The organism is Shewanella sp. SG41-4, from assembly GCF_014164505.1.
Lineage (GTDB): Bacteria > Pseudomonadota > Gammaproteobacteria > Enterobacterales > Shewanellaceae > Shewanella.
In genome coordinates, this window is record NZ_JACJFI010000580.1 from 1 (window position 1) to 1,465 (window position 1,465).

The 1,465-nt window shown below is 37.1% G+C and carries 2 protein-coding genes; both read left to right on the forward strand.

Annotation, left to right across the window (positions count from 1 at the left end):
* On the forward strand, positions 1-1,004 hold a 1,004-nt coding region (locus tag H5202_RS22390), incomplete at its 5' end, for a ThiF family adenylyltransferase (RefSeq protein WP_182773967.1).
* Positions 997-1,465: CBASS system CD-NTase/cGAS isopeptidase Cap3 (cap3, locus tag H5202_RS22395; protein WP_182773968.1), on the forward strand; the 469-nt coding region annotated here is incomplete at its 3' end. The genes H5202_RS22390 and cap3, both read left to right, overlap by 8 nt.

Consider the following 1,465-nt stretch of genomic DNA (forward strand, 5'->3'; position numbering starts at 1 on the left):
TAGATATATTAATTCAACAAACAATGAAACGACATTTATTATTGTTAGATATACATGGACAAGGCCAACTAGCGGTATATTTTGAACTGAATCGATTTAGCAGGAAAACTTCTAAAAAAACATCAAAAGCGAAACAAAAGTATTCATCAACGTCATTGATTTCACATTTTAGTAGCAAGTTAACTAGCGTCAATTTTAAAAGACTTGGAGTTTTAAGAGCAGACAAAGATACATTATTAAGCCGAAACGCTAATCGCCCTTCTATAGGAGGACTTGGTAATAAGCGAATTGCACTCATTGGATGCGGGACAATAGGTGGTTACCTTTCTGACTTGTTGCTTAGAAGCGGAGCGGGGTGTGGATCTCAATTTCTTCATTTATATGACGATGATGATATGAAGCCAGATAATTTTTCTAGGCATTCGTTGAATACATTGTACTTTAAGACTAATAAAGCTCTTGCATTGGCTTTAAATTTAAATGAATCAATCCACATAGCAAAAAATATTCATGGTTTTAATATGTTATTTCCTATAAACGAGCAAAAGCTCCGGGAGTATGACATCATCATTGATGCTACGGGTCGCCCTCCGGTGTCAAAGCGTCTTGCCGCAATTACTAGGAGTATACCCTTAAATGAAAGACCTGTTCTAGTTCATGCATTTAATGATGGTAATGGTCGAGCGTCGAAAGTATTCGTTGATACTGGAAAATCATGTTACGGATGTTTAAATGTAGAACCTAGTATTAATGAAAACGGGGTTGATAAGCGTTTTTTATCAATTGATCAGGAGCTAGAGAAAAAAATCAGCTGTGGTAGTACTTATACACCCTATGACGCGACTGTCAGCATGATAACTGCCGCAATGGCACAGGAAGCAGTTTTAAATACGCTAGCGCCTTCTTTGCCTTGGAGCTATAGAGAACGTATGTTTGATGGTTCTAGAGATAGAAAACCGATCACAATCAACAAACAACTTAAGTGTAAAATTTGTAATGGATAATAACGAGATAACCTTTAAGGATAAATATGGAAATCTCGTTGTCATTATGAGTGATGTCGTAGAACTGTTTAAAAAATACCAACAGCTATTTCCAACAACACCTGAGTCAGCAGGAGTTTTAATCGGTGAACGTAGAGGCAAGCACATAGTTATAACTGATATATCAATACCGGGCAAAGGTGATAGCTATTCAAGGTATCAAGTAAACCGCAAGGGTGAACACCACCAAAAAAAGGTTGATGAATCCTTTTTTAAATCAAATAGAACAAAACATTATCTTGGTGAGTGGCATACTCACGCAGAAAAACGACCCACGCCATCGGCACTGGACTATAAGTCTTGGTCGACAATTAATATAAATAATGAGAACGTTATATTAATCATTGTAGGGCAGCATAAATTTTGGGTTGCTACAAAGGCTCAGTCAACGTATAACTTGTTTACCGAGTGCTGCACCACAG